Genomic DNA, 22,815 nt, shown 5'->3' with positions numbered 1-22,815 from the left:
ACCCTTTCCTCCTATACGGCGATGTCGCCTCTCTCTCCGGTTCGGACTCGAATCACCTCCTCCAGATTCCTCACCGTGATGATGCCGTCTCCTCTTTGTCCCGTGTGCGCCGTTTCCCGGATCGTGTCGGCGATCGTCGCGGCCATCTCGTCAGAGCAGACGACCACCATCACCGTCTTGCGATGATAGTCGATGTCGTCTTCCGTGACGACAAAGGCGCCGCCGGCGCCGCGACCTCTCCCCTGCCCACGCGCATCGAGCAGAGTAAAACCGGGGAAGTGTTCGAGCTCACGAAGGGCATGAACCACTTTATGGACCATATGCGGGTGAATGATCGCTTTGATCTCTTTCATCGGTGATATCCCTTTATTTTTGTGTAGAGACGCCCCGGCCGAGCGTCTCTACCGGTTTTTTAATGATCATGCGAAGCCCCGCTCTTTCCCAGATCGGCTTTGAGCACAAAGCTGTTCTTCGCGGCATATTTCTCTCCCGGCGAGAGGCCCGAGACCACTTCCACCCATTTTCCGTCGCTTCGCCCCAACTCCAGAGGCCGCGCCTCAAATTGACCTTCGTATTGGACGAAGACGACGTTCCAGTCCCGAAAGGTCTGTATGGCCTCAGAGGAAACGGCAACCTGCGTGGGTATTTCTTCCTGCGCCAGCTCTACGGTCACAAAGAGACCGGGCCGCCAGAGTCCCTTCGGATTCGGTATATCGACATGGGCGGAAGCGGCCCGACTCTGCTCGCCGACCAGGGGGCCGATAAAAGAGATCTTTCCGGTTGCTTCCTCCCCCAGCTCTTTCGATCGCACAGTGACCGTCTGTCCCAACTGAACCGCGCGCAGATCTTTGGCGTAGACCGTGATATCTCCCCAAACGGTAGAGAGATCGGCAATAACGAAGATATCGGCGTCCTCTTTAATTGCCTCCCCGGTTGAAATTCGTTTTTCGATAATCATCCCATCGAGTGGGGATTTCAATTCATAGCGGGTCAGCGCTTTCGAAACAAAGGGGGCCCGGACCTCCCGTTCCACCACAGCGCCTTCCGGCTCAATGGCCAGTAATGCGAGATCCGCGTACGAAAGTCCCAGCGCCAGCAGTTTCTGCTCGGAGGCTTGCCTGGCAATTTCGGCCTCTTCCAGCGCGTGCCGGCTGGCCAGATAATCCTGTTCGGGCGAGATCTTTTTCTTCCAAAGATTTTCCTCCCGAACGAAAGAAGCCTGAGCGAACTCAAGACGGTGGACCGATTCGATGTACTCCGTTTTTGCTTCCGCCAGTTCCCGGCTTTCGAGGATGGCAATGACCTCTCCCTTCCTGACGCTCTCGCCCAGGTTTTTACGAACCTCCGTGACAACCCCTGAAAGCCGCGGCACAACGTGAGCGACTTTATTTCTGTTGAGCCCAATTTCGCCTGGAAGATCGAGGATTGTTTTCATCCGGACCGGGCCGGCGGTCTCGATTTCGATTCCGGCGGCTTTCACGGCTTCGGGCGCCATCGCCACACGCCCTTCGACCTGCGAATATTCCCATCGATGGGTTTGGCTCTTCCGCTCCGCTGATATCTTTACATCGAACGAATGCGGCTCTTCGACTGTTTTGTCTCCCCGCAGATAGTCCGCTTCTTTTTGAAACCGGATCTCGTCCACCCGTCCTCCAAGCCGGTGAAGCGAAACCCCCAATCGGACCTCGCTCGGATCGACCGGCTTTCCTCTCTCGTAGGCGTAGGCCCGAAATTGCGGTGGAACCCCCCGCTCATAGATGGTTAGCTCAATCTGAAAATCGCCGTCCGACAGCAACCTTCCTCCATGAGGCCCCTTCGCGGTCACCTCATCGTCATGCCCTTTCTCCTCTTCGTGGGATTCGCTCCCCTTGGATGTTTTCTCCGTTCGCAGAATCGTCAATGCCAGGACGATCCCCACAAGGAGGACGGTGGCGACAGCCATGAACTTTTTACTATTCATCTGATGACTCCCTTATTTTGATCGACCTCATTTTGTCCCGGCGCGTTTCGGATAGCCTAGAAAATGTAGCCCAGAGAATGGAACGGCCACTAGGGGCGGCCACCAGTAACGTCCAAAGGCTCCCCGATCAGCCGTTCGACCTCTGCTACGGCCTGGTGATAGTCGGCCAGGGCGCGCAGATGCTGCGCCCGCGAACCGAACAGCGTCCGCTGCGCGTCTAACACATCCAATAAGCCGAACTTTCCGAGGCGGTATCCTTCGTTCACCGCCTCGAAGGCCTGCGCCGCGCCGGGGAGAACTTTCTCCTTAAGAGAGGTCGCCTCGATATGCGCGGTCGAGAGGGCCCGGTAGGCCTCGGAGAGCGCGGTCGCGACCCGCATCTCCGCGGCCCGCCGCTCTTCTTCCCCCTTTTCCAGCCGGTCGCGCGCCTCCTGGATCCCACCCTGATTCCGGTTGAAGAGCGGCAGGGGGAGAGAGAGGCCGATGATGAAGACGTTATCTCCCGTCGATTCGTACCGCCGGACTCCGCCCATCAGGGTCAGATCGGGAACGGCCCGCGATTGCTCCAGATCGACGGCGGCCCGGCGCTGGGCGATTTCGGTCGCCCAGCGGGCGAGATCCGAATTCTGAGAAAGGCGTTCGGCCAGTTGCGTAAGAGAGGGAATCGGAGAGATGGCGTCTAGTATTCCTTCCGCTTTTTCAAATTGGGGGATCGCACTTCCCCAGGTGGCCGCCAATTGTTTTCGGGCGGCCTCCAATTCCTTCCCGGCCCGATCGCGTTCGATCCCCGCCGAGGCCAGCGCGACGTTCGCCCGGATCTCCTCGATCGGCGACACCTCTCCCGCCCGGACCCGTTCGGAGACGACGCGGGCCGTCTCTTCGGCAAGCCGGACCGTTTCTTCCGTCAACTCCTGCTGCTGCTGTCCTCGCAACAGATCGACAAACGCCTGGGTGACCTGTGTGAAGAGCTCGATCCGTTTGGTTTCGTAGTCCCACCAGGCAAGGTCGCGCGAAAGCGCCACGGCCTCGCGCCGCTTCGTCCGCTTTCCTCCCAGCTCGATGATCTGGCTAAGTTGTAAAGTACCCTGGGGTTGAGGGACACTGTCGGGGGAAGCTGAAACCCCAAGATCCTGCAGGTCGGCGCCGATCGTCGGGTTGTGGAGAAGCCCTGCCTGGAGGGTCGCCGCTTCTCGCGCGCGGACTTCCCAGGAGAAGGCCCGAAGCTCCGGGTTTTGCATCAGCGCCAACGCGAGCGCCTGCCGTAAAGTGACGGTTCCGGTCGACTCTCTGGTGGCCGCCGCATCCCCCAGGCTATCGGGCGTTTCCTGGCGGGGCGCGCGGGCGAGGAAAGCCGGGAGGTCGCTCCCTAGAGGACGCGGCTTCGGGGGCGATTCCTCAGCACGGGTCGCGCCTGCGTGCGGTCCGAGGAAGAAGAGGATAAAGATTAAGATGATGAGTAATTTTAAACGCATGAATCCTCCAAAAGGTCTGTTGAGGGGAGAACAGGCCACTCCCTTCCCCTTGAATCAGGAGAGAGGGGTCGGAGGATTTAAATCAGAAGGACGGTGGCGCGAAGAGAGAGAAGTGTGGTGCTTATTTTAAATGGAGGCGGCGGAGAGGGACGATTCAAAACCGGTGGAACGAACGTCAGCACCTCTTGTGCGATCGTTGATGGAAAAAGGATTTTAAAAACCGGTGCGGGTTTTGCCGTGGATGCGGGAGTGATTTGCTGTTCATGGTCGGAGAGATAAAACTCATGATCGGGAACGGAGCTCTCTCCCATCCCGCCCGCCAATACCCGGTCCAGCAGGCCGGCATGATCTTTAGCAGGATGTCCGGGAAAAGATTCATGTTCATCCTGATAGCCGGAATGATGAAAGATCAGGCGGACCTGATCACTTTTTCCGGAAAGGAAGGTTTGATGGGAACTGTCCATCAGCATGGAAACGAGCGTTAGGCCTTGAGCGCTTCCGACCCAGAGCAGCAGGTAAACCGCTAGACAAGCGAGGGCCATTCGAAATCGGGGTTGGTTTTTTTTACGATAGAACATTCGCTCTGATCCAAAGGTACTTGTTATGCTTTTTTACAACATAGCTTACATATATATCAGATTTAATTTCGGATGGCAACAAGGGCTTTCGCGATAATGGGATATGGTAAATATCATACCAGCGGAGCGCACCGACCCGGCAACCCCTCTGTCCAACTAAACAGGTCGATCGACCTTCACGTGGATCTTCCACTGACAGCCGGTCGGATCCTGGCGCAGTGATCGCTCCTTAAATATCTAAAGGAAATCGGCGATTCATTCTTTAAAATTAATTAGCAGAAAAACTAAGAACGTTGCCTGATCGCGTGGTGCTTAGCACCGGCTCACTTCCGATCCTATTTCCCATAGACATGCCCATGAGTGTTTTCAGAATCGATATGCGCTGTGGTTGTCCAGAGCCCCACATTGCCTTGACAACGAAATGGGTTTAATACATTATCTTTTTGGAGTAAAACTCCTTTTGAGAGATAAAGGGTGATCGATGTCAAATGTCGTTCGGTTTGGTGTTTCTATCCACGAGAGTCTTCTCAAACAGTTCGATCAGTATATAGAAGAAAAAAGATATACCAATCGCTCTGAAGCTTTGCGCGATCTGATACGGGACCATCTGGTCGAACAGGAGTGGGATGAAAATAAAGAAACCGTCGGAACGATTACGATTGTCTATGATCACGGAGTCCATGAGCTGATGGAGAAGCTGACCGACCTGCAGCACCATTATTCCTCACTGATCCGCTCCACCCTCCATATTCATCTGGACCAGCATCGCTGCCTGGAGGTATTGGTCGTACGCGGCCGGAGCGGTGAGATCAAGAGAATTGCCGATTCGCTCATCGCAACAAAAGGGGTAAAGCATGGAAAACTGACTGCGACCACGACCGGTAAAGACTTAAAATAAAGTGATTTCGTGAATCGCCTTCGGAAGTGCCGGGCTCTCCTCCTCTGACCCGCGCTCGCGCAGGAGGCGGATAAAAGTGAGGCGGTTTAGTCGATCTCGATCTGGACAAGTCCCTTTTGGATCGCGTAGCGAACCAGTTGAGCGATGTTGCGAAAGGCCAGTTTGTTCATGATATTGGCGCGGTGGGTCTCCACCGTTTTGACGGCGATGCCCAGCTCCTCGGCAACTTCTTTGTTCTTATAACCCTCTGTAACCAGTTTGACGACCTCGCGCTCGCGCTTGGTAAGCTCCCGGGGCCGGATTGCCTTGGAGATGATTTCCCTGTGTTGGTTTTTCAACTCAGATAAACTCCTTTCCTGACGATAGATCTTTCTTTAGAGCCGGGCCAGTCTTGGATTTAACCGCTCTACTCGCCTTGATCATGATCGTTTCATCGGTCTGCGGATTACTTCCTTTACGCGCCGCACGGCTCTTCATCGTAAACGTTCCGAAGCCGGGGAAGGAGAATCGCCCGATTTTCTCGACCCATTTGGCGACGGCCGCAAGTGTTTCGCCGATAATGCCGGTCATTGCTTTCTTGCTGATCCCATTACCCGCACGGTTTTTTGCAATCGCCTTAAGAAGCGATTTCTTGTTCATCAACTTCTCCCGAAACAGATTGAGCAAAATAGTGCGGGATTATATCGATTCGACTAGCAAATGTCAAAAAACTCTTGCGGAATACTTGGGAGAAAGTATCGGACTCTGCCACCGGTCGGTAAGGAGTCCTCCCTTTGACTCATTTGAGATCATTCCTCCTCGATAAAAGTTCGGCCACTCCCTAGATGCTTGCCTGGAGATGGTATATCTTTTCCTTTCTACCACTTGTGGTATATTTTCAGGTAATGGCATTTACCGCCGTCCAATAGGGGGTCGAGTTGGAGGGACAGAAGAACCCCTTTTCCGTCTCTCGTTTGATAAACACCGCTGGTGTGCGCTGTTTTGAACATCACCAAGGAAGATAAGTACTCAAGTAACTGAGTCCCTCGTTTCCCTGATAAAGCCTGCAAAAATATCGGTTTCCTTTTGAGGATAACGCAGAATGCGTTCTTTTTTTCTTCCATCACTCCGGGCCCGGCTCTTATTGCTGGTATGTCTGGCCGTCGTCCCTGCCTTGGCATTGGCCCTTTCCACCGCCTCGGAGCAGCGGCGGCTTGCCACGATCGAAGTTCAGGACAATGCGTTGCGGCTGGCGCGGCTCGCCGCGAGCAGTCAGGAAGGTCTGTTTGAAGGGGCGCATCAACTCCTCGTGACCCTCTCCCATCTTTCTGAAGTCCGCCGCGGAGACGCGGCTAGTTGTAGCCGACTCTTTGCCGATCTTGTGAAAGCTTACCCGCTGTATGTCGGCTTCGGGGTTATCCAGGCAGACGGAAACATATTCTGCAGTTCCACTCCCTTTCCACGTCCCCTCACTGTTGCCGACCGAGAGTACTTCCAACGCGCGATTCAAACACGCAGCCTTGCCGTCGGCGAATACCAGATCGGCCGCGTCAGCGGAAAACCCTCAGTCAATTTCGGCTATCCCATTTTCGACGATGCTGGAGAGATCCGGGGGGTGGCCGTCGCCGCGCTCGATCTCTCCCGGCTCAGTGAAATGGTAAAAAAGGCAAAGTTGCCTTCCGGAGCAATGCTAACGATGACCGACCGCAATGGGATCGTCCTGGTCCGCTACCCCGACTCGGATAAGTGGATCGGCCAGCCGGCACCGGAGTCGCAGAACATTCAGGTCATCCTCTCTCAGGGAGGCCGGGGTGAAGCGTCCGGACCGGCTGGTGTCCCGCACCTCTTCGGGGTCACCCGCCTGACCGGAACGGGAGGAGAATTCTATATCAGCGTCGCGGTCCCGAAGGAGGAGGCCTTCGCCGACGCTGATCAGATCCTGACCCGGAATCTCCTTTGGATCGGATTTGCCGGTTTGATGGCGCTGGCGGCGGTACGGATCGGCGGAGATCGCCTCATCCTTCGCGAATTTGATGCTCTTGAGGCGCGCTACCGCGCCTTGGTCGAACATATCCCGGCCGGAACGTTTTTAACCACGCTTGATGAAAGGACCCTTTACGTGAGTCCCCAAATTGAGCGGATGTTCAACATCCCGGCATCGGTTTGGATGTCGGAGCCGAGATACTGGATCAAGCAGGTCGATCCAGTCGATCAGGAGCAGGTTGTCGCCGAGCTGCATCGCTTCCTGACAGACGGCGAGCCTTTTAACTCGGACTATCGAATGCGGACGGCCGACGGGAGACTGATCTGGGTGCATGCGGAGGCGGTGTTGGTTAGGGACGAATCCGGCCGGCCTCAGTGTATCCAGGGAATTGTTCTAGACATCACCGCTCACAAGAGGGAAGCCGACCTCCGGGAACATCAGGCGCTGCACGACGCATTAACCAATCTTCCCAACCGGGTTTTGCTGCGAGACCGGCTGGAGCAGGCAATCCTAACCAGGCAGCGCGGGGAAAAGCCGCTCGCCCTGCTGATCATGGACCTCAACCGCTTTCGCGAGGTGAACGATACGCTGGGGCATCATCACGGCGATCTTTTGTTGAAGCAAGTCGGATCCCGTTTAAAGGAGATCGTGAGGATGACCGACACGGTGGCGCGGCTTGGCGGTGATGAATTTGCCATTCTCCTTCCCGGTGAGTCGGCTGAGGGGGCGGTCATGGCGTCAGAAAAAATTTTAAAGACCCTCGAGCGCCCTTTTTCTCTGGAGGGCCAGACCGTCGATGTCGGCGCGAGTATTGGCATTGCGCTCTGCCCCGACCACGGCAGCGAGGCCGATCTGCTCATCCAGCGCGCCGATGTTGCAATGTACGCCGCCAAAGAATCCGGGAACAGCCATGCCGTTTACGCCTCAGAGCGGGATCCCCATACGACACGGCGGCTGGCGCTCTTGTCCGGTTTGCGCCAGGCAATCCAAAAGAATCAGCTCTTTCTTCTCTACCAACCGAAGATAGATCTTAGAACCAGTCGCCCCATCGGTGTGGAGGCGCTGGTGCGCTGGCAACATCCGGACCTTGGACCTGTGGCGCCCGATCAGTTCATCCCCCTCGCGGAGCAAACCGGGTTGATCAAGCCGCTGACCCTCTGGGTGCTGGAGGAGGCGCTGCGGCAATGCCGGACTTGGCGGGATGAGGGGCTGGAAGTTCGTGTGGCAGTTAATCTCTCCGCCCGTAACCTGCAAGACCCCCATCTTTGCGAGGAGGTTACCTGGTTGCTGGAGGCCTACGATCTGCCAGCGGACCTTCTGGAATTGGAGATCACTGAAAGCTTCTTGATGGCCGATCCGGTGCGCGCGATGGAGATTCTCTCAGAGTTGAACGGAAAAGGAATTCACCTCGCGATCGACGATTTCGGCATCGGCTACTCTTCCCTCGGCTACCTGAAACGGCTACCAGCCGCCGTCATCAAGATCGACAAGTCCTTTGTCAAAGGCTTGGCCGAGGATAAGGACGACGCCATGATCGTCCGCTCTACGATCGACCTGGCGCACAATTTGGGGCGGAAGGTGGTGGCCGAGGGGGTGGAGAGCAAGGAAATTTGCGAAGTACTCGCCTCTCTCGGCTGCGATGCCGCACAAGGATATTATTTCAGCCGACCGATTCCGCCAAAGGACCTGTCCAACTGGTTCAAAAACTTACCAAATGGATAAGAATTTCACGTTTCCCGCGGGACATCTGTCCTTTCGACAGGGTTTTAGATCCTTTATACCTCTCCACCTCTACTGTTTTCCGAAATCGTACTCATAATGAATGCGCTCTCGGAGGTGAAAGGAAAATAGACTTCAATTTAAATCGGGACGGTCGGAAGGGTTAAATTCATTTTTCCTTAGAATCGCGTCGACCTTCGCCGCCAGCTCCGACGGGCTAAAAGGCTTTTCGAGTAGATGGAAGTTGTTTCTCAAGAGGAAGTCCGGATCTTCGAAGTGGTTAAAGTGGCCACTGATGAATAGGAACGGCACGTTTTGTTTCAACTCCTGTATTTTCCTGAAGAGGTCCATTCCGCTTGCCTCCGGCATGACCATGTCCGAGAGAATAAGCGTAATTGAATTAGAATGCGCTTGGAATATTTTTAACCCCTCTTTCACGCTGTCGGCGGCGAGGACGGCGTAGCCGAAGTTGTCTAAAACCAGTTTAATAAGATTCCGGACGGCGGGATCATCTTCTACCACCAGAATCGTTCCCGATCCTCTCGGTGGAAGGGAGGGAGGGGACGGTTTGGGAATGGCGGGTTTTTCGACGGATGGAAAATAAACTTTGAAGGCGGTCCCTTTACCAGGGGCGCTTTGAACCTGAATGGTTCCATGGTGTTGACGGACAATGCCGTAAACCAGTGAGAGGCCGAGCCCTGTTCCCTTCCCCGGACTCTTTGTCGTGAAAAAAGGTTCAAAGATCTTCTCCCGGACTTTTTCTTCCATTCCGGTTCCGGTATCGATCACTTCGAGGAGAACGTACGATCCGGGACGGGCATTCGGAAGAGCGAGGCAGTCCGCTTTTTCCAAGTGAATATTCTTCGTCTCAATCGTTAACGCTCCCCCTTGCGGCATCGCATCTCTAGCGTTTATGCAAAGGTTCATCAAGACCTGCTCGATCTGAGCAATGTCCGCATGAACCGTCTTGAGCGCAGCGTCGGGAGTGAATTTGATTCGGATATCCTCTCCCAGGGTCGTGGCGATCAGTTTAAGGAGGTCCGAAATGATCGCATTCAGATTCAGGTCGATCGCCTCGATCGTCTGCCGGCGCGCGAAAGCAAGGAGCTGTCGGGTAATCCCTGCGGCCCGCTCCGCCAGCTTTCGGATGGTGATAAAGTTGGGATAGAGAGGATGTCCCAAATTAATTTTGGCTAAGCCCAAATCGGAATAGCCGAGGATACCAGTCAGGACATTGTTGAAATCGTGAGAGATCCCGCTGGCGAGCTGGCCGAGACTCTCCATCTTTTGCGCCTGAAGGAGCTGCTTTTCAAGCGACTTTCGCTCGGCGCGATTTTCGGCCTCGCGCAGCTCCCGTTGAATGGCGGCGGGCAGGCGCGTGAGGTTGTCTTTCATTAAATAGTCGTGCGCCCCGGCTTTCATCGCGGCCACGGCGGTCTCTTCTCCAATGCTTCCCGAAATGATGAGGAGCGGGATGTCGCGCCCCGTTTTTTTTAGGAGTGCCAGCGCCTCCGGCGCGCTGAATTTCGGCAAGGTGTAGTCGGCCAGTATAACGTCCCAGGTTTGGCGCCGGAGGGCGTCCGTCATTTCATAGGCGGTCTCGACGCGCTCATACGTCGGTTCAAAACCGCCCTGCCGCAATTCCAGCAGGATCAATTCTGCATCACTTTGGGAATCCTCGATGATCAACGCTCGCAGGGGGGTCGTCATCGCTGTCTCCTAATTGTTTTATATCTTCAGATACTCGGTTTCCTGGCCTTTCTGTCGGCTCCTCGCTTTTTCAGCGGAATCCGAAGACCGACCTTTGTTCCTTTGCCGGAAATGCCGCTGATGCTGATCTCTCCGTTGAAGAGAAGGGCGCGCTCCCGCATCCCCAGCAACCCCAGAGAGGTGGGATTGGAGATCTCTTGATTGGAAATTCCCAGGCCGTTGTCCTCTACGTCTAGAAAGAGTTGGCGGTTCTCTTCCTCTACCAGGATGTCCACCCGTGTCGCTTTCGCGTGGCGGGCGACATTTGTCAATATCTCTTGGAAGATTCGGAAGACGGCCGTCGCGCGATCACGGTCGAGGTCAACAGTCTGAAGGTTGGTGTTGATCCGGCACGAGATACCGGTTCGAGTTTGGAACGCCTTTGTTTGCCATTCAATCGCCGCAACCAACCCCAAGTCGTCGAGCACTCCCGGTCTCAGCTGCGTTCCAATCTTCTGCACCGTTCGAATGGCGGCGTCTACTAAGTGCGACATCGACGCAATCTTCTCGTGAAGAAGGGCCAGTGTCTTTTCACCTGAGCGATCGGATCGGGCGAGCGCTTTTTGCATCAGCGAGAGGTCGATCTTGATGCTGGTGAAGACTTGGCCGAGCTGGTCGTGAACCTCGCGGGCGATCCAGGTCCGCTCCTTCTCCCGGAGAGAGTCCATCCGGGCAGCAAGGTTCCGCAACTGTTCACGAGATTCTTTCAGGGCCTCCTCGGCCCGCTTGCGCTCCCGGCGGCTCTCGGCCTCTTTCAACTCCCGCTCGATGGCCGGACAGAGCCGGGCCAGATTGTCTTTCATCAAGTAGTCGTGCGCCCCCGCCTTCATCGCGGCCACGGCGATATCCTCTCCCACGCTTCCGGTGATAATAATAAAGGGGATTTCCAGTCCGGCCTTCTTAACGAGTTTAAGGGCCTCCGGAGCACTAAATCGGGGCATGAAGTAATCGGAGACGATTAGGTCCCAACCGGCTTGGCATAGAGCGTCATCCATCGCTTTGGGCGTCTCGACCCGCTTGTAGGAGAGATCATATCCAATCTGTTGTAATTCATTGACGATCAACAGGGTGTCATCTTCGGAGTCTTCCACGACCAATACGTGAAGAGATTTTCTCATCTGTTGTCTCCGGGAAGAGGCACGTTTAAAAGAAGCCAGTAAAGACCGAGCTGCTTCACGGCCTCGGTGAATTGGTGAAAATCGACCGGTTTTAGAACATAGCTGTTGACTCCCAGGTTGTACCCGGCGAGGAGATCGGTCTCTTCATTCGAGGAAAGTCAGGATGACGACGGGAAGGAGCCTCGTTCGAACGTCGGCGCGGATAGCGCGAAGGACATCGAGACCGTTAAGCTTAGGGAGCTTCAAATCGAGGAGGACCACCTGCGGCAGGTCTGTGAGCTCCCGGCCGGCGTACTTTCCCCCGCCGAACAAGTAATCAAGGGCCTCGACGCCGTCATGGGTGACCACAATCTCGTTCATCAGATGATTCTCTTCAAGCGCCATGCGGGTGAGCATTTCGTCATCCGGATCGTCCTCCACCAACAACATCGTTTTTTTAGCCATCGGTTTCCTTAAGGTGGTGGATGACGCAGGGGCAACCCGGCGGGTCCCCAGACGGGACAGGAGCGTCCCTAGGTGAGAAACCGCCTCGCCACGATATAACGATCCTCATCGACCGATGAACCTCTCAAAGCGTGAAGTAGAATGTTGCCCCTTTTTCCACCTCTGCTTCGGCCCAAACCTCTCCGCCGTGTCGATGGATGATCCGTTGAACAGTGGCCAAGCCGATTCCCGTTCCTTCAAATTCGCTCATACTGTGGAGGCGCTGGAATGCCCCGAATAGCTTGTCGGCGTAGGCCATGTCAAATCCCGCCCCATTGTCCCGAACAAAGTAGGTCGGTTTTCCCTCTTGTTCAACCGTCCGAACTCGATGATCGCCTTCGGACGCTTCGAGGTAAACTTCCAGGCATTCCCGAGCAGATTTTCCAGAGCGATCCTCAGGAGGCCTCGGTCCCCTTCGGCTTTCATACGATCCTGGATTAGGAAGGTGACCCTCCGTTTTGGGTCCGCTGCCTGGAGTTCTTCCGCGATCGACCGGGCAAGGGCCGTCAGGTCCAACGGCGCTTTCCGCATAACGCTCCGGGTGATGCGGGAGAGGTTGAGGAGATCCTCAATCAGCGCCGCCATCCGCTGGCTTGCTGCATCGACCCGTTGGAGAAAATCCCTCCCCTGAGGGTCGAGCCGGTCGGAATATCTTGCGAGGAGGACGCGGCTGAAGCCGCCCATCGCCCGAAGCGGCGCCCGCAGATCGTGGGAGACAGAGTAGCTGAATGATTCAATCTCTTTGTTGACCGCTTCCAGCTGAGCGGTCCGCTCCGCGACCCGCCGCTCCAGGTCTTGGTTGAGCCGCCGGATCGCCTCCTCCGCCTCCTTGCGCTCGGTCACATCGAGGATAGTGCCGGCCAGCCGTACGACATGTCCGGCGGCGTCGGTGATACCGTCCACCGTCGCGCGAAAATGTTTCGCCGCTCCGCGGTCGGGGTTGGTGCGAAAATCGAATATCGCCGTTTCATTGTTCTCGATGATGCGCGCATGGGTCGCTAAAAGAATTTGCCGGTCTTCGGGGTGGACGAATTCGATGAACTCTTCGAATGTAGGCGGACCGAGCGCCGGCTCGCGGTCGAACAGACGGAACATCTCCCTCGACCAGAAACCGCGCTGCGCGCTGACATCGATCTCCCAACTCCCCAACCGCGCCCGCTCTTGAGCAGCTTCCAAGCTGGCCTGGCTTTCCCTCAGCGCTTCCTCCGCCCGCTTGCGCTCGGTGATGTCCTGAACCACACCGATCATCCGAACCGGCTGGTCGGCGGAGTCGAAGAGGGGCTCCCCTTGACCGGCCATCCAATGAAAACTACCGTCAGGCCAGATGACGCGAAACTCGTGGCAATAGGTCCGGCGCTGCGCGAGGGCCTCCTCTACAGCAGTCTGAAGCCCATGGCGGTCTTCCGGATGCAATCGGGCGTCGAATTCCGCATAGGTTCCCTTGAAAGCACCTGGGGCCATGCCCCACAATTCCTCATGACCCTGGGACCAGATGATTTGTCCGGTTGCCATGTTCCAGTCCCACGTTCCAATCCGGCCTGCCTGAAGCGCAAGCCGGAGCCGTGCTTCCGCTTGAACCAACGCCTCCTCCGCCCGCTTGCGCTCGGTAATATCTCGAGTAATCCCAATCACAGCCACTACCCTACCAGAAGCTTCTCGTAGCAAAGTCTCATGTGTTTCAAGCGTGCGGCGCGCGCCTTTGAGAGTGATAATATCGAAAACCAACGAGCCGGATTCCCCCTGCAGCACTCGTTTGTGCAGCTGCTCGAAGGCTTCGCGATGCTCCACCACAGCAAGCCGGAAAATACATTGTCCTTCCACCTGTTCCAGAGAATCAGCTTCGATCATCCGAAGACCAGCGGGGTTCATATCAAGAAGGTTGCCGGCACGGTCGACAAGTTTAATGCATTCAGGCTCATTCTCAATGATGGCACGCAGCCGCTCCTCTCGCTCTTGCAGCGATTCTTCCGCCAGCTTTCGCTCGGTGATATCCGTCACGAAGCCTTCCAGGAAGAGGAGTTCACCCGCAGGGGAGAAAATTCCCTGCCCCTTTTCCCATACCCATTTCTCTTCCTCCAAGGGGGTGCGGATTCGATAGGTCAGTTGATAGGGTCGCTTCCCTTGTAGAGCGGTTTGGACATCGTTCCAGACCGCTTTCTGGTCATTCGGATGGATGAGTTGCCCGAACGAGATCTTCCCCTCCGTAAAATCGGAAGGGAAATAACCGGTTAGGGAGTGGCTTCCTTCGCTAATGAATTCCAAAGTCCAGTTTTTGTCATTTCGGCAGCGGTAAGCGGCCCCCGGGAGACTACTCATAAGGGTAGCAAGGGTCCGCTGGCTTTCTCTCAGCGCTTCCCCTGTGCGCTTGCGCTCGGTAATATCGCGGACGACTCCGAGCAGCCGTCCATCCGAAAGCCCTTTCATGCTGATCTCGGCAGAAAAGGTTGTCCCATCTTTTCTTTCGAGCATCCATTCGTCGATCCATTCTCTGCCATCTTTGATATGCAAAATAGCCTGAGGCACATGAGAACGGTCTTTAACTGCAACGATGCTTCGTATATTTAACCGGAGGATTTCATTGCGCGTGTAACCAAGCATCCTACAAGCGCTGTCGTTTGCATCAAGATAGTTTCCAGATGGGTCGGCAATAAGGATGCCATCGCTTGCCTGCTCCACCAAGGTCCGATATTTTTCTTCGCTCTGCTTGAACGACTCCTCAGATCGCTTTATGGAGGAAAAAAGACGGCTTATTGCCCCAATACCGACCAACATCAGAACCGAGATAATCAAAGCGACCCATTCGGTCAACGGATCTGGAGCCGGCATTCCGTTCCCAAATAAGAAGCCGAACAAGGTAATGCATCGCCGGAGGGCCATCAGAAAAACAGCGGCAGCGATCATTGTCCAACCGGTCCGTCTTCCGGTGATTCGGATCAATCTCAGGGCAAGATACGCCGCAGCGAGTTGAAGCACTATCGATGTCGTCAGAATCAGTATAGCCAACATGGGTAGACTTCCTGAGTAGGCGGTTTTCTGAGACGTGTCCTCAACGGAAATTCGAGATTTATGGGAGGCAATCTCTGGCCGGGCGACTCATTGCGAAATATTCCCAGAGGACCGCACCTGAATACAATCTAGTACAGATTAAATGATAAAACAAGAGGGAAATTTCCAAGTATCAAGTTCCGAATAGGAATATTCCGATTTTCATTGATGAGAACGAAATTCCTTTTCCCCTTCTGGCCAAAATCAAAGTCCCTCCACCAACTATCCGCCGGTCCGCCCAAAACCTGCTCTTCTTGGCGGGACGTGGGCCAAAGGTCCGGGTAAACGGTCGACCTTTGTGGCACAACTGCAAGATTTCTGCTTTGTAAGGATATCGTCTGGCTTCTGAAGACCTACGATCTGCCGGCAGACATCTTAAATCGGAGATCATTAAAAGTTCTCAGGGGCCGATCCGATGCGCACGATGGAAACTTCAGCTTTACCTTTAAGATAAGCGGTTAGCCACGCAATCGACAACTTCGACATTGGTCACTCTTCCTCCCGCCTACTTGAAAAAACTGTCATTAAGATTGACAAGTTATTTGTCAAGAATTTGACAGAGAAGGCCGATGCCATGATCGTTCGCTCATCGATCAACATGGTTCACAATTTGGTGCAAGGATGGAAAACAAGGAAATCTCAGAAGGACTCGCCTCCCTTGGCTGCGATGCTGTGCGGGGATACTGTTTCAACCGGCCGGTTCTGGGTAATAATGTGAACCGCCGGTTTAAAAGCTCCCCGAAGGGATAAGAACTTCAGGCCTCAAGCCGAAACCTGTCTATTCAGCAGGCATTCAGGTTCCTTATGCCTCCATGGATTAGGGGCTCATGAGGAATTCTTATGTGCCCTATCGTTCTCCAGAACTATCTGAGAAAGCCCAGATCCTTGTGTGTATCCAGCCCCAGAATAATTTTTTAATGGCAGTAGTTCGGGCTCGCCGCCCCCAGAATGATGACCCCCCATGGAAAACGTCCGACATTGGGAATGCGTTTTACCTGATCCGTGTTTGAATCGATGACATACACCGAGTCGTCGGTTGAAGAGGCGACATACACCTTCAATCCGTCGACCGTGGTCGCGCCCGTCTCAAGAGCCAGGTTCGCACCCAGCTTTAACCGGTTGACCCTCTTGAAGGTCGCCATATCGTAGACGAAGACGGCACCTTCCGCCCCGCTGATGACATAGGCCTTTTTCCCTCCTTGCGTGAAATTGACGCCGGTCATGCCCGCTCCTCCTTGGAGCGTCGTCACGACTTCTTGTGACTTCACATCAATGACGGAGATCGTTTGATCTCCATTGTTCGGGACCATCATGAAGCGTCCGTCCGGAGAGGAATACGCCCGCCAGGGGGCCTCGCCGACCTTCAGTGTTTTGATGACCCGATCGGTTTCGGTATCGATAATCCCAACCACGCCGGCATCCCCGTCGGCCGCATAGATAAAACGGCCATCGATCGTCGGCGTGGGATTAGCGATTCCTTTCAACTCGCTTTGATACCGCTCCGGGTCCCGAATCGCGGCGCGGTGGACATTACCGATCGCAAGCCTTTTCGCCAGCTGCTGCGACGGAATCTCAACGCTTCTCACCTCGTGCGCGCCGAAATTGGAGACATAGACCTTATTGTCTCCGGGCAGCACGCTGAAGCCGTGCGGCTCAAAAAAATCTTTCAACCGCCGGACCTCTTTTCCCTCTTTCAGATCGATCACCGAAACGGTCGAATCTTCCATATTTCCGACATAAGCGAATCGATCATCCATTGTAATCGCAAAATGTTCCGGCGCCTGGCCGGTCTCGATCGTTCGCTCAATCGCCTCTGTCGCCAGATCGACAACAAGGAAACGGTCCCTGCCGGTCGCGGAGACCAGGAGCTTCTTTCCGTTGTGGCTCAGCATCGCCATATGAGGATTGGCATATTTGCCCAGGGCAATCCGGCGGACGACCTGGTCGGTCTGTGTGTCGATGACGGCAATATCGCTGGAATCGCGGTTGGCCACGAAGACGAGCGTCTTCGGATCGTACGAGGCGAGATCGAGTGGTGCATTTTTTTGCTCATCGGCCCAGGCTCGGGAAAAACCGGAAAAGAGAATAAGAATAGAACCGATCAGGATCCAAAAACATTTTTTCAACATGAGCTTTCCTCCCATTTTATGAATGAGCCACGTTAGAAGTTGACGGTCGTCCGGACGCCGGGAATAAAGATGTTTTCGTTTTCATCGCCGGTCATGCCGTTTGTTCCGGAAATAAGCCACTGCAAATCGAGCGAGACCCAGAGCCGGTCTGTGAGAATGTGATGATAGTACCCCTCGGCGATATTTTCAGACTGGTCTGCCTCGACTTCCCGGCTGAAGGCGACACCCACTTGGTCTCTCGTCGATGCCTTGAAAGGGGAAGGGGTCTGAAACCCGGCCGACCAGGCGTATGCTTTTTGATTCTCACCTTCGGTTCGGCCGATCCCCGCCCGGGCAAAGAGGGTGAGGCGCACGGTGATTTGTTGATCGAGGCTGAATCCCACACCCCACGTCTTCTTCTCAAGCGCCTCCGAGACTCTTCCAACGCGTCCCCACAACCGGTAATTCCCTTCCCTAGCAAAAAGAAGGTGACTATGGTAGTCGATCTCGACCACGGCATAGACCTTCTCTGTGATGGTAGAGGCCGTGTCATTGGGTGACTGAATACCGAGCGCCACCCCCATCTCTCCTCCGGTGTCGTACTGAATGGCCAAACCGGGACCATTCGGCGGCTGCCGGAGCAGGGGGTTGTTCACCAGCGCCGTATTCAGAAACTGGCTGGTCTCATCGTTGGCGACCGCGTTCCGGTCGAAGTAGTTGGTCAGATCGATCTTTCCGCCGACGATCCTCAACCGGTCATCCAGGAGTTTAAAATGAAGCCACACCTCCCGTACCTTTACATCGTCGGTCACCCCGAGTGTCTCCGCATCGGCATTCAATCGAGAGAGGCTTCCAAGGACCTCATCGGGGCCAGCCCCGCCGATCGATTCCAGATCGACAAAGAAGGTCGAAAAAACCGTCGGCCTTGAGAGGAAGAAAAGATCAACCGCGCCTGTGGAGAAAAGCTTGTCGTTCTCTTTGCTGTTTAAAACTTGTTGCAGGATCCCTCGGGCCGATCCGCCGACGGCCACCCGTTTGGCCTCGGCTTCTTCGAGCGCAGCCGCAATCCTCTCATCCAAAGATTCTCTCCTCGAGAAGGGAAGCTTTCTGAAGGTCATCCTCCCTTCGGGAATCGTGCCGTCAGGACAACGCCCCCCCGGAGGCGGGGTATCGTGGATCTCTCCATCCGGGCATAAATACTCTTCGACCTTTTTAATCGTTTCGACCCGGTCGAGTCTGTCGAGCCGCTCTTCAAGTGCTTTGACCCGTTCGCTTAATGAAGCGTTTGACACTTCTTCATCCTCCTGCCGGTCCGGATCTTCTGCCCAGGAAACCCCAACATTTATTGCCACAAATAAAACAAGCGTACCGATCCATCTCTTCATTTTTCCTCTCTCCTCTCCCCTCGGAGAGTTCCGAGCATAAAATGACCTTTCCATCGGTCTCCTGACTCTCGGATCGTCCTACTCTCTGCGCCTTCCCATCCTTCGGCATGCTCAGGACAGTGGCATCGATGCAGATTTCGTCCCCGATTACAGTTGCGGGGCAGTGGCGGAGTTGCACCGCCTTCCCAAAATGGATGGGTCTAAAATATAATTCAGATCACGGTTTTCATCTCTCACCTCAATTGATTCGGCAGTCCTAACTTCACAATGAAGCCTGATAAAAAACATGCTCCTTCACCGGGTTTCCCTCTTTGACGTGCTCTTTTAGAATTCGATCCAATACCTCCGGGGTAACACCGTAATACCAGGTGCCGTCGGGATGAACCACCACGATCGGCCCCCCTTTGCAGACGGCAAAACAGCTGCAGCGGGTCCGCTTCACTCGAAATTCCCCCCCTTCCAGCCCATTCGCCGCCAGCTTCTCCCCAATCATCTTAAAGAGGCTCTCCGCTTCTCCCGAGGTGCAGCGGGGACCGGTGCAGACAAGCAGGTGTTTGTTGTAAGACTTGATCGACGGCTTCTCCGTTTTCAAAACGGGTTCCATGGGACCCTCCTTTTAATCGCGCTATTTTTTTGCTCCACTCGAACCGATCCGGCGTCGAAACGCCTCGCACAAAGAGATCCACCGCTCCGGGATGTTCGGATTCGAAGCGAAATGCAGATGAACATAACTGGCCAAGAGGTGATCACAATAAAACCCTTCCTCTCTCCCCTCGGAAGATTCTCCCCCCCGGAAAAGACGATAGGGTCTCTTCAATCCATTCACCGAATCAGGAGAGGGGCTTTCTATCCACTCCGAATAGTGGAACTCATGCCCCCTCGCCTTCCCTCCCTTTTCTAAAAGAAGGGACGGCTCCTGCGCTTCGATTGCGCGATATCCCAACGCCTTTAATTTCTTTCCCATCCGGACCTGCCCCGGCAGAAGCCCGACCATCGGGAAGGCGCCTCCCTCGGCCGTTTCGATCCGGTTTGCCAAATACATTAGGCCGCCGCATTCGGCATAGATCGGGCCGCCCCCGATTGCAAATCTCCGGATCGACGCGAGCATCGACTCATTCTTCGACAACCGCTCTGCATACACCTCCGGGTATCCTCCGCCGAAATAAAGTCCGTCCAGATCGGCCGGAATCTCCACCTCATTGAGCGGAGAGAAGAAGAGTAGCTCGGCACCGGCCCCCTCCAGCAAATCGAAGTTATCCTGATAATAAAAATGAAAAGCCGCATCCAGGGCGGTCCCGATTCTGCACCGCGCCGGTTTATTTTCCCCTCGAACGGAGCGGAAAGGGACCGCCGCTTCTACCGAATATTCCATTTTTACGATCTGATTGAGATCCAAAAATGTCTCGGCCATCTCCGCCAGACGCTCGCGGATGGAAGGACTAAGGCTCTCCGCCGCGCGGACGAGGCCGAGGTGACGCTCGGGGAGAGCGATCCCCTCCTCTTTTGGAAATCCGCCCAAGACCGGAACCGCGCAGGCCGACTCGACCGCCTCCCTTAAAATATCAAGATGATTCTTGCTTCCGATCCGATTGAAGATGACGCCTGAAATCTTCAATTCCGGATCGAGGGCCTGGCAGCCGCGCACGAGCGCCGCCGCCGTTCGGGCCAGCCCCCCCGCATCGATCACCAGGATCACCGGCATGGAGAGCCACTTCGCAATCTGAGCGGAGCTCCCCTCCTCCGATCGGCCTCGGAGCCCATCAAATAATCCCATCACCCCTTCGATGACCGAGAGATCGGCGTCGTCCGATGCGCGCGCGAAACTTTTCAGAACCTCCGAACGCCCCATCATCCAGCCGTCCAGATTCCTGGAGGGGCGCCCCGTCGCCACCCGATGAAAGGTCGGGTCGAGGTAGTCCGGCCCGACTTTAAATGCCTGCACCTTCATGCCTCTCCGGATCAGCGCTTCCAGAAGGGCGAGGGTCACCGTTGTTTTTCCAACGCCGCTATGGGTTCCGGCGATCAGGAATCCGCTTCTTTTCATCAAAACATTTCAAGGTTCCCTTAAAACTCAATCCCCTTCTGGGCCTTGATTCCTTTCTTGAATGGATGTTTGATCTCCCGCATCTCCGTGACCAGATCGGCGATCTCGATCAATTGCTCATCGGCGTCCCGGCCGGTCAGGAAAACATGGAGCGCCGGCGGTTTCGTCGTGAGAAACGCAACGACCTTTGCGACTTCGAGATAGTTGTAGCGGATGACGTAATTGATTTCGTCGAAAATGATCATCTGATAGTTTCCGGTGAGCGCCTCTTTCACCCCGAACTCCCACGCTTCTTGCGCTTTCTGTCGGTCCCGTTCTGGATTTTTGGTGTCCCAGGTGAAGCCCTCTCCCATCGGGAGAATCTGAAATTGATCGCCGAATTTCTTCGCAGAATCGAGCTCCCCGTAATGCCAACTCCCCTTGATAAACTGAACCACCAGGATCTTCCAGCCGTAGCCGAGCGCTCGGAAAGCGGTCCCGAGGGCGGCCGTGGTTTTCCCCTTGCCTGCGCCGGTATGGATCATGATCAGTCCCTTGGTCGGCATGTGTGCTCCATCCTTGACTACATGTGGGGCCGGCGCTAAAACCTGCCTTTGATTTTAGATATTCTCCTTCGGTACGCCATCCCCCACACCCTACTCCGACGCTTTCCGGTACCCATGGCTGAACGTCGCATCGTAAAGCCGGGAGCGGGTCCCTTCCGAGGCGAGGAATTCACCGACATAGATCAGGGCGGTCTTGGTGATCTGATTCTCTTTGATCAAGTCGTGAAGATCGCTCAACCGGCCCCGGACAATCTTCTCATCCTCCCAACTTGCCCGGTAGACAATCGCCACCGGCGTCTCGGCCGGATAAACCGACAAGAGCTCTCTCTCGATCTTGCCGGCGAGATGGACGCTTAAAAAGATCACCATCGTCGATCGATGCCGGGCCAGCTCGACCAGCTTCTCCAGATCGGGCATCGGGGTTCGTCCCTCGCAGCGAGTCAAAATCACTGTCTGGCTCACCTCCGGCACCGTCAGCTCTCTTTTAAGGGAAGCCGCGCCGGCCAGAAACGAGCTCACCCCTGGGACAACTTCGAATTCTAAGCCTGCCTTGAGAACCGGCTCAGTCATCTCCCCCATTGCTCCGAAGAGGGAGGGATCGCCGCTCGCCAGCCGGACCACCTTCTTCCCTGTCCGGGCCGCCTCAATGAGGATTCGGACGATCTCTTCCAGGATCATTCCGGCGCTGTCGTAAAGGACCGCATTGGGACGGGCGAATTGAAGAACGACCGGGTTCACCAGAGATCCCGCATAAAGAATCAGGTCGGCCTCCTGCAGCAGCCGCATCCCCTTCACCGTCAACAGTTCAGGATCACCCGGCCCCGCGCCGACGAGATAGATTTTGCCTGGAGTCATCACCGCTTTTCCTTCATGCTTTGAAATCGGGCGGCCGGTTCAACGACCTCCCCGGCCGGTCAATCCCTTTGTGGAGAATCTCTCCCGACTCCAGATCGTATTTTCCGGAATAGCCTCGCGGCGTCACGAGAAAATCGAGATATCGGAACGTTGATGCGTTCCCGATCAGAATCGTCGTCAGCATTCCCACCTCTGCCTCCGCCATGCGGTCCAGCGTCGTCAGAACGATCCGCTCTCCCTCGCGATAGGCGCTCTTGACGACCGCCACCGGGGTGTCGGGAACCTTATACTGAAGCAAAATTTCCTGAGCCCTTTTGAGCTGCCAGTCCCGCCGCTTGCTCTGCGGATTGTAGAGGGCGATCACAAAATCTCCCTCCCCGGCCGCATGGAGCCGCTTCTCGATGACGGCCCAGGGAGTGAGCAAATCGCTTAAGCTCACCGCGGCGAAGTCGTGCGTCAGCGGCGCGCCGACGAGGGAGGCGACGGCGGAGAGGGCCGTGATGCCGGGAATCACCTCGACCGAGAAATCGCCCCCCGGCTTCCAGCCGATCTCGGAGAGGATCTCGAAGATCAGCCCTGCCATCCCATAGATCCCGACGTCCCCGCTGGAGACGATCGCGACCCGCTCTCCTTTCTGCGCCCGATCGACGGCGACACGGGCCCGGTCGATCTCCTCTGTCATCCCGGTTGCGACGATCTCTTTTCCTTCCAGAAGATCGGCGACCAGGTCGATATACGTTCGATATCCGACCACCACGTCGGCCCGGCCAATCACTTCCCGCGCCCGAAACGTCAGATGGTTGAAGTGTCCCGGTCCGAACCCCACCAGGTAGAGCTCCCCTTTTTTATCCATCGACCCACTCCCTTTGTATGTAGGGGCCTGTGCGGCAAAG

Annotated in this window: 18 protein-coding genes, 2 pseudogenes and 1 riboswitch; of the genes and pseudogenes, 2 read left to right on the top strand and 18 right to left on the bottom strand. The window is 55.6% G+C overall.

The annotated features are described in order from the left end of the window. Positions 1 to 11: 11 nt before the first annotated feature. The 4 genes from MNODULE_RS23065 to MNODULE_RS23050 form a co-directional block, all read right to left on the bottom strand. Positions 12 to 353 (bottom strand): P-II family nitrogen regulator, encoded by a 342-nt coding sequence (locus tag MNODULE_RS23065; RefSeq protein ID WP_168063553.1) that lies wholly within the window; start codon positions 351 to 353, stop codon positions 12 to 14. Positions 354 to 412: 59 nt separating this feature from the next. Next, positions 413 to 1,960: an efflux RND transporter periplasmic adaptor subunit gene (locus MNODULE_RS23060; RefSeq protein ID WP_168063552.1), complete on the bottom strand. Its 1,548-nt coding sequence runs from the start codon at positions 1,958 to 1,960 to the stop codon at positions 413 to 415. 89 nt (positions 1,961 to 2,049) lie between these two features. After that, positions 2,050 to 3,432: a TolC family protein gene (locus tag MNODULE_RS23055; RefSeq protein ID WP_168063551.1), complete on the bottom strand. Its 1,383-nt coding sequence runs from the start codon at positions 3,430 to 3,432 to the stop codon at positions 2,050 to 2,052. Between the two features lie 77 nt (positions 3,433 to 3,509). After that, positions 3,510 to 4,010, bottom strand: a complete 501-nt coding sequence (locus tag MNODULE_RS23050) for a hypothetical protein (protein WP_168063550.1) — start codon at positions 4,008 to 4,010, stop codon at positions 3,510 to 3,512. 481 nt (positions 4,011 to 4,491) lie between these two features. Between MNODULE_RS23050 and nikR the strand changes: the two genes are divergently transcribed. Beyond that, the gene (nikR, locus tag MNODULE_RS23045) at positions 4,492 to 4,908 is read left to right on the top strand and encodes a nickel-responsive transcriptional regulator NikR (protein ID WP_168063549.1); all 417 of its coding nucleotides are present in this window, start codon (positions 4,492 to 4,494) and stop codon (positions 4,906 to 4,908) included. Between the two features lie 86 nt (positions 4,909 to 4,994). On the opposite strand, the gene MNODULE_RS23040 is transcribed toward nikR, so the two are convergent. Further along, a complete protein-coding gene (locus tag MNODULE_RS23040; RefSeq protein ID WP_181071185.1) occupies positions 4,995 to 5,246 on the bottom strand; it encodes a response regulator transcription factor in 252 nt (83 codons plus the stop codon). A 1-nt stretch (position 5,247) separates the two neighbouring features. Continuing rightward, on the bottom strand, positions 5,248 to 5,547 hold the full coding sequence (locus tag MNODULE_RS23035) for an HU family DNA-binding protein (RefSeq protein ID WP_168063548.1): 300 nt from the start codon (positions 5,545 to 5,547) through the stop codon (positions 5,248 to 5,250). Positions 5,548 to 5,989: 442 nt separating this feature from the next. On the opposite strand from MNODULE_RS23035, the gene MNODULE_RS23030 reads away from it, so the two are divergent. Next, a complete protein-coding gene (locus tag MNODULE_RS23030) occupies positions 5,990 to 8,593 on the top strand; it encodes a bifunctional diguanylate cyclase/phosphodiesterase (RefSeq protein WP_168063547.1) in 2,604 nt (867 codons plus the stop codon). A 132-nt stretch (positions 8,594 to 8,725) separates the two neighbouring features. Here the strand turns inward: MNODULE_RS23030 and MNODULE_RS23025 are convergent, their stop codons facing one another. The 12 genes and pseudogenes from MNODULE_RS23025 to cobJ all read right to left on the bottom strand — a co-directional run bounded on the left by MNODULE_RS23025 (position 8,726) and on the right by cobJ (position 22,775). Then, positions 8,726 to 10,300, bottom strand: a complete 1,575-nt coding sequence (locus tag MNODULE_RS23025) for a hybrid sensor histidine kinase/response regulator (RefSeq protein WP_168063546.1) — start codon at positions 10,298 to 10,300, stop codon at positions 8,726 to 8,728. A 26-nt stretch (positions 10,301 to 10,326) separates the two neighbouring features. Beyond that, the gene (locus MNODULE_RS23020) at positions 10,327 to 11,457 is read right to left on the bottom strand and encodes a hybrid sensor histidine kinase/response regulator (protein ID WP_168063545.1); all 1,131 of its coding nucleotides are present in this window, start codon (positions 11,455 to 11,457) and stop codon (positions 10,327 to 10,329) included. Further along, positions 11,454 to 11,901 (bottom strand): annotated as a pseudogene (locus MNODULE_RS23015) (response regulator). The gene MNODULE_RS23020 and the pseudogene MNODULE_RS23015 overlap by 4 nt, the downstream one beginning before the upstream one ends. A gap of 124 nt (positions 11,902 to 12,025) precedes the next feature. After that, positions 12,026 to 12,304 carry a sensor histidine kinase gene (locus MNODULE_RS25345; protein WP_323804948.1) on the bottom strand — a complete coding sequence of 93 codons (279 nt, stop codon included), beginning with the start codon at positions 12,302 to 12,304 and terminating at the stop codon, positions 12,026 to 12,028. Between the two features lie 236 nt (positions 12,305 to 12,540). Then, positions 12,541 to 14,712 (bottom strand): annotated as a pseudogene (locus MNODULE_RS24395) (PAS domain S-box protein); the annotation flags it as partial. A 1,187-nt stretch (positions 14,713 to 15,899) separates the two neighbouring features. Then, positions 15,900 to 17,114 (bottom strand): YVTN family beta-propeller repeat protein, encoded by a 1,215-nt coding sequence (locus tag MNODULE_RS22995; protein WP_168063544.1) that lies wholly within the window; start codon positions 17,112 to 17,114, stop codon positions 15,900 to 15,902. A 32-nt stretch (positions 17,115 to 17,146) separates the two neighbouring features. Next, entirely contained in the window at positions 17,147 to 18,478 is a 1,332-nt protein-coding gene (locus MNODULE_RS22990; RefSeq protein ID WP_168063543.1) for a carbohydrate porin, read from the bottom strand. Positions 18,479 to 18,512: 34 nt separating this feature from the next. Continuing rightward, a riboswitch (cobalamin riboswitch) is annotated at positions 18,513 to 18,689 on the bottom strand. Between the two features lie 51 nt (positions 18,690 to 18,740). Next, positions 18,741 to 19,082, bottom strand: a complete 342-nt coding sequence (locus MNODULE_RS22985; RefSeq protein ID WP_168063542.1) for a (2Fe-2S) ferredoxin domain-containing protein — start codon at positions 19,080 to 19,082, stop codon at positions 18,741 to 18,743. A 21-nt stretch (positions 19,083 to 19,103) separates the two neighbouring features. After that, positions 19,104 to 20,522: a cobyrinic acid a,c-diamide synthase CobB gene (locus tag MNODULE_RS22980; protein ID WP_168063541.1), complete on the bottom strand. Its 1,419-nt coding sequence runs from the start codon at positions 20,520 to 20,522 to the stop codon at positions 19,104 to 19,106. Positions 20,523 to 20,542: 20 nt separating this feature from the next. Continuing rightward, complete coding sequence (gene cobO, locus MNODULE_RS22975; protein ID WP_168063540.1) at positions 20,543 to 21,067, bottom strand: cob(I)yrinic acid a,c-diamide adenosyltransferase; 525 nt, start codon at positions 21,065 to 21,067, stop codon at positions 20,543 to 20,545. A gap of 90 nt (positions 21,068 to 21,157) precedes the next feature. After that, positions 21,158 to 21,922: a precorrin-4 C(11)-methyltransferase gene (gene cobM, locus MNODULE_RS22970; RefSeq protein ID WP_168063539.1), complete on the bottom strand. Its 765-nt coding sequence runs from the start codon at positions 21,920 to 21,922 to the stop codon at positions 21,158 to 21,160. Between the two features lie 13 nt (positions 21,923 to 21,935). After that, positions 21,936 to 22,775: a precorrin-3B C(17)-methyltransferase gene (gene cobJ, locus MNODULE_RS22965; RefSeq protein WP_168063538.1), complete on the bottom strand. Its 840-nt coding sequence runs from the start codon at positions 22,773 to 22,775 to the stop codon at positions 21,936 to 21,938. Positions 22,776 to 22,815: the final 40 nt, after the last annotated feature.

It is taken from the genome of Candidatus Manganitrophus noduliformans (assembly GCF_012184425.1).
Lineage (GTDB): Bacteria > Nitrospirota > Nitrospiria > SBBL01 > Manganitrophaceae > Manganitrophus > Manganitrophus noduliformans.
The sequence above is the reverse complement of the archived record's forward strand: the minus strand, read 5'-3'. Positions and strand labels throughout refer to the sequence as shown.